Source organism: Mongoliibacter sp., from assembly GCF_007692705.1.
Taxonomy (GTDB): domain Bacteria; phylum Bacteroidota; class Bacteroidia; order Cytophagales; family Cyclobacteriaceae; genus Mongoliibacter.
Window position 1 is genome coordinate 1 of record NZ_REBN01000061.1, and the last position, 5,120, is coordinate 5,120.

The 5,120-nt window shown below is 36.8% G+C and carries 4 protein-coding genes; all 4 read left to right on the plus strand.

Translation table 11 applies throughout. The features are described 5' to 3' along the window. The coding region (locus tag EA341_RS01060) for a tyrosine-protein kinase (protein WP_293010826.1) at positions 1–1,666 on the plus strand (1,666 nt) is incomplete at its 5' end. A 30-nt stretch (positions 1,667–1,696) separates the two neighbouring features. Then, a complete protein-coding gene (locus EA341_RS01065) occupies positions 1,697–3,499 on the plus strand; it encodes an ABC transporter ATP-binding protein (RefSeq protein ID WP_293010827.1) in 1,803 nt (600 codons plus the stop codon). An 8-nt stretch (positions 3,500–3,507) separates the two neighbouring features. Further along, positions 3,508–4,581 (plus strand): glycosyltransferase family 4 protein, encoded by a 1,074-nt coding sequence (locus tag EA341_RS01070; protein WP_293010828.1) that lies wholly within the window; start codon positions 3,508–3,510, stop codon positions 4,579–4,581. A 5-nt stretch (positions 4,582–4,586) separates the two neighbouring features. Further along, positions 4,587–5,120: asparagine synthetase B (locus EA341_RS01075; RefSeq protein ID WP_367126800.1), on the plus strand; the 534-nt coding region annotated here is incomplete at its 3' end.

The following is a 5,120-nucleotide window of genomic DNA, read 5'->3' on the forward strand; positions in this document are numbered from 1 at the left end:
CTCTGCAGTAGAAAGAGGTGCCTCAATTATGAATCTAAGTATCAATACCACTAACGTAGCTGTTGGAGAGGTTTATTTGAATACTTTGATGCAAACTTATTTAGCGAATGAATTACAGGAGAAAAATGAAGTCTACGCCAATACGATTGCATTTATTGACGGGCAGGTTTCAGGGATAGCAGATTCCTTGAGATTTTTTGAAAGACAACTTGAAAGTTTTAGGTCACAAAACAGATTCTTTGATTTAAGTGCAGAGGGTTCTGCAGTTTTCAGTCAGCTTTCGGAGCTGGAATCACAGTTGAGTGAAGAAAGATTCAAAAGAACTTATTATCAAAGCCTAAAAGATTATCTCGTAAGAGAAAATTACCGAGATCTTGTAGTGCCCTCAGGGATTGGGATTGAAGATCCTATTCTGAATGCACAAATTGAAAACTTACTTTCCCTTCAGGTAGAGAAATCTAGGTTGCTTGCCACACAAAAGGAAATTTCGCCAGCAGTGAGGGAAGTAAACAGGAAAATTGATAACCTGAATAGTTCAATCAGGGAAGTACTTACAAACGTTGATTCAAATGCACAGCGTCTCATTACAGAGCTAGAAAGAAGAATTACTGAAATAGAAGGTTCTTTTAGGAATTTACCTCAAACCGAACAGAATCTTATAAGAATAGAAAGGCAATTCACACTTAATGAAAACCTTTACACTTTTTTGATGGAAAAGAGGTCGGAAGCAGCTATTACCAAAGCTTCTAATACAGCAAATAATAAGATTATTGAACCTGCTGAAGGGGGGTATCAGCTTTCACCAAGGCCGATGAGGAATTATATTGCCTCTATATTCCTCGGATTCTTGGTTCCTGTTTTAGTGATATTTTCAAGGGAGTTTTTCAGAACGAAAATTGAAGATGTGAAATACCTTGAAAATTTTCTAAAAACCTCGGTAGTTGCCACTATTCTTTTGAATAAAACAGCTGATAGCCTGGTGGTTTTGAAGCACGGGAAATCCGGAATTGCCGAAGGATTTAGATCCTTAAGGGCAAATTTGAGATTTTTGCAGCCAAATGAAGATAAAATTTCATTGATGGTGACTTCAACGATATCAGGAGAAGGTAAAACATTTTGTGCTATTAATTTGGCTTCGGTGTATTCCTTGACAGGGAAAAAGACAATCTTGGTTGGTTGTGATATGAGAAAGCCTAAAATCTTTGGGGACTTTGATGTTTCGAATAGTCAGGGGCTTTCGACTTATCTAAGTGGTCAGGAAAAAGATTGGAGAAATGTCATTACAAATACGGAGTATGATAACTTGGACATTTTGGTTTCCGGTCCTACTCCTCCTAATCCGGCTGAGCTACTTTTCACCCATAGGTTTGAAACACTGATGAAAGACCTCAAAGAACAATATGATGTGGTCATATTGGATACACCTCCAGTTGGACTTGTAAGTGAGACCTTGGATTTACTTGCTCATGTGGATTTCACCTTGTTCCTTTTCAGGCAAAACTATAGTCAACGCTCATTTGTAGAGGCTTTGAATGGTTTGAAGTCAAGTAAAAATCTTAAAAATATATATGCGGTATTCAATGGCGTAGATTCAAGTAAAGTTACTTATGGCTATGGTTATACATATGGCTATGGCTACGGTTATTATGAAGATGATAAAAAGTAAAAGAGAATTTTCAGCGTTTAAATCAGAGAAATGATAAAGAAAATTTTCGAAAAGTATTTCCGCCATTTCATTTTCTTTTATTCTTTTTTAGGATACAGAATTATTATCCTGCTTGTATCCAGTTTACTGGTAGGCTTGCTTGATGGTTTTGGTTTGGCTTTGTTTATCCCGGTCTTTCAGATCGCGGCTGACGGGTCCGACGTATCCGGTGCGGAAGCGGATTCCATGGGTGAGCTCCGTTTTTTATTGACTTGGATAGAAAATTTGGGGTTCGATCTCAACCTAAATGTAGTCATTACATTTATGGTGATACTTTTTGTATTGAAAGCCATCATGAGGTTTTTTGATGGCTATTTTAAGATCAAGCTCCAGAATCAATTTGTTAAAAAACTGAGATATCAGTTGGTGGATGGTCTTAGCGATTTGGGTTATAAGGAATTTTTGAATTTTGATTCCGGTAAAATTCAAAATACGCTGGCATCAGAAGGAATCAAGTTGACCTATGGGTTTTTAGCCTATTTCAACTCCTTACAACATGCTATTTTACTTTTGGTATATATTGGATTAGCCATGCTTTCCAATTTCCAGTTTGCAATTTTGGTTAGTATTGGAGGCTATTTGTCCAACCTGATCTTTAAATATCTTTTCACCAATACAGAAAAGGCCTCTATTGGTCTTTCAAAATTGGGGAATACGTTTCAGTCATTTTTGGTACAAGCTGTGTATAATTTTAAGTACCTCAAAGCAACTGATTATTTTTCCTCATACAAGCTTAAATTAAAAGATGTCATTGATAAGATTGAACACAACCAAAGAAAGATCGGGATTTATTCGGCAATTATGTCGAGTGCAAGAGAACCTATAATTCTAGCAGTTGTAGTTTTGATCATACTTATTCAGGTGAACGTAATGGGAGGAACCATGTCTTCTATCCTTCTAAGTTTAATATTCCTTTACAGAGCATTGAATTATATAGTTACTCTGCAAGGAAGCTGGCAAGGATTTATATCCAATATTGGAGGCTTACTGGCTTCTGTAGACCTGATTAAAGATTTTGACCATGGAAGAGAATATATTATAGATAAACCTACCGTTGATCAAATTCAAAGTCTTCAACTTAAGTCCATTTCCTTTTCTTACCCTAATGGTTTCAGGGTGCTTGAAAATATTGATATTGACTTAAAACCACTAAGCACCTATGCCTTCGTTGGGGAAAGTGGTAGTGGGAAAACCACCTTAGTAAACCTTATTATAGGTCTCATTAATCCTACCCAAGGCATCATTGAAGTGAATGGTTCTCCAAGAAAAGAAGTGAATATTTCAACTTACAGGAAGAGGTTTGGGTATATCACCCAAGAGCCTGTCATATTCAATGATACTATATTTAACAATGTCACTTTATGGGCGGAAAAGTCCGCCGAAAATATAAAACGTTTTGAAGAGGCGATTCAATTGGCAAACCTTCAGGAGTTTTTGTCAGGACTTCCTGATAGAGAAGATACTTACCTTGGTGATAACGGAGTTCTTATCAGTGGAGGGCAAAAACAAAGAGTTTCCATCGCTAGGGAACTGTATAAAAATGTAGATGTTTTAATTTTTGATGAGGCCACTTCAGCTTTGGACTCAGAAACTGAAAAGGCTATTCAGACCAATATCGATAATCTCATGGGTAAATTCACCATCATTATTATAGCGCATAGGCTGAGTACAATCAGAAAGGCTGATACCATATACCTGATGGAAAAAGGTCATATTAAGGAAAATGGCACCTTTGATGAGCTTATTGGTAAAAGTAAAAAATTCAAAAGAATGGTAGAGTTACAGGAATTTTGAAAAAAGAATTGAAAATTCTAGTTTCCAATGTAGAGGTTCCATCTGCCAGACTAGGTAGCTGGAATAACAGGATTTCTGTTCTTATTGAAAACGACCCTGAATTCTTTGATTTCATCCTTTCCCCTTCAAATTCGAACCTGGAAAGTAATCTATACTGTCAAAAAAGGAAATGGATTACCTATAATCCTCTTTTTTACCGATTCCAGTTGGAACATTGGGTAGCGAGGGACTTTCTTACGGCAATTCGTGACATATCCAAAAGTGCTGAAAGCATAAAAATAGTAGTCATGGATGACTTGATTCTTTGTGAGGCAATTGCTGGGCTTAAAGATAAGTTGTCCTGCTTTGTAGAGCTGATATTTTCTTATCATGGGCATCAATTATTGGTTCCCGAAAGCTTTGGACACAAAATTGATAAGATTTTCTTCTTGACCAATTTGGGATACCTCGAATCATTGGCCGTCAACAAAGTATTTTCTCCGGAAGTGTTTGTAGTAGGTAATGGGGTAAGATCTGATCTCTTTTATCCTTTAGAGAGCAATCAAAAGCAGCAATTGAAAAGGGGAATGGGATTTGCTGATACAGATGAACTGGTAGTTTGGATGGCCAATTCACGGCCGGCCAAAGGACTTCATATCTTTTTGAAGCTGGTGGAAGGCTTGGCCCCTAAGTTTCCTCATCTTAAATTTCTGGTAATAGGAAATGCTGGAAAGCTTCCTATTGATAATCCAGCTGTTTATCAGATCGGAAAAATCGGACATGATCAATTACCAAAATATTTACAGATTTCAGACTATTACTTTTTCACCTCTCTATGGAAAGAAGGTTTTGGTCTGTCTTTAGTAGAAGCAATCAAATGCGGTCTTAAGGTTATTACTTCAATTAATGGAGGCATAGAAGAGGTTATACAGGACTATGATAGGGTAATCAGAGTGAAAGAACCTAATAAAGTTCAGGCATGGATTGAAGCTTTCGAGCTTCTTAGAAAAAAGGATTTTGAAGCAGCAAAACCAGAAAAATTAAAAGATTTCCACAATTACGAAAATTGGGAATTGAAATTTAAATCAGCCATAGAGGCCTAAAATATATGTGTGGGATAGCAGCAATTTTCTCCTGTTTTGGTAACATCACTTCTGGCGATATACAAAGAATGGATAAAGGCATCCTACTTCAACATCACAGAGGACCGGATGCAACGGGCTTATTCAGTAATAATCATGTGGTGTTAGGGCATAATAGACTTTCCATTATCGACCTTTCAGAAAATGCAAACCAGCCATTCTACAGACCGGATTTAGGACTGAAAATAATATTTAACGGAGAGATTTATAATTACAGGGAGATCAGGAAGGAACTTATTCAAAGAGGTTTTGAGTTTCACACCGACTCGGATACTGAAGTCATCTTACTGGCTTATAAAGCTTTTGGGAAAGATGTCTGTAGTAAATTCATTGGAATGTTTGCTTTTCTAATTTATGATGAAAAGGAAAATTCCATTTATGTCGCCAGAGATAGATTTGGTGAAAAGCCTATATTTTACATCAGCGACGAAAAGGGTAAAATTTATTTGGCATCCGAACTTTCTACCTTGGCAAGTATTTATCCTGACGAGCTATTGATC